The following is a 732-nucleotide window of genomic DNA, read 5'->3' as shown; positions in this document are numbered from 1 at the left end:
TAATGCATCAAAGGAAAATTATATAACAGCGTTGAATGTTGCGACAACACCTAAGGTGGATGCTACCAGTGACTACGTAAATTTTCTGGTCAATACTCTTTCTAGTAACAGTGATAATAATTCCACAATAAATACTTTGACAACAAGACAACTTATTCCTGTTAGTGAACTGCAGCGAGACACGAAAGCTGATAAAGGTATTATGTTGGGCGATACTGCAAAGGCAACTACTTATTCAAGTATTGCAATAGGTAGAGATGACCCAGATTGTAAAAATATAGGCGGTAAAACTGGTTGTGTTGGAGCGTTGGCAACAGCTGAAAGAGCAATTGCTATAGGTTTATCAGCTGAAGCTAAGGAAAAACAGGGGATCGCTATTGGTGTTAATTCATTGGTATCGGCTAGCAGTGCTATTGCTATAGGTCCCTTTACAAAGGCTACAACAAAAAATAGTATAGCCATGGGTTATCAAGCAAATGCAAAGGGGAATAGAGGTATTGCTATAGGCAATGATTCGCTGGCCTCAAAAGAGGATACCATTGCTATAGGTTACACAGCTCAGGCCTTGGGTGCGAGCAGTGTCGCAATAGGTTCTGAGTATCATGAAACTGATGCGAAGGATGATCATACAACAGCGGCAGGTAGTTATTCGACGGCCGTTGGTGCTGTTTCTAAAGCTTTAGAGTATGCTACGACTGCTATAGGTCATCGTGCAAAGTCAATCGCAAAGTA

1 pseudogene is annotated in these 732 nt (G+C 41.1%); it reads left to right on the top strand.

Annotation, left to right across the window (positions count from 1 at the left end):
• Window positions 1–732 (top strand): annotated as a pseudogene (locus tag ACFIJR_RS09165) (hypothetical protein); the annotation flags it as partial.

Source organism: Bartonella sp. OD88NMGDW (assembly GCF_042193775.1).
Taxonomy (GTDB): domain Bacteria; phylum Pseudomonadota; class Alphaproteobacteria; order Rhizobiales; family Rhizobiaceae; genus Bartonella; species Bartonella grahamii.
Note: the sequence above shows the minus strand (reverse complement) of the source record. Positions and strands in the feature narration are given on the sequence as shown.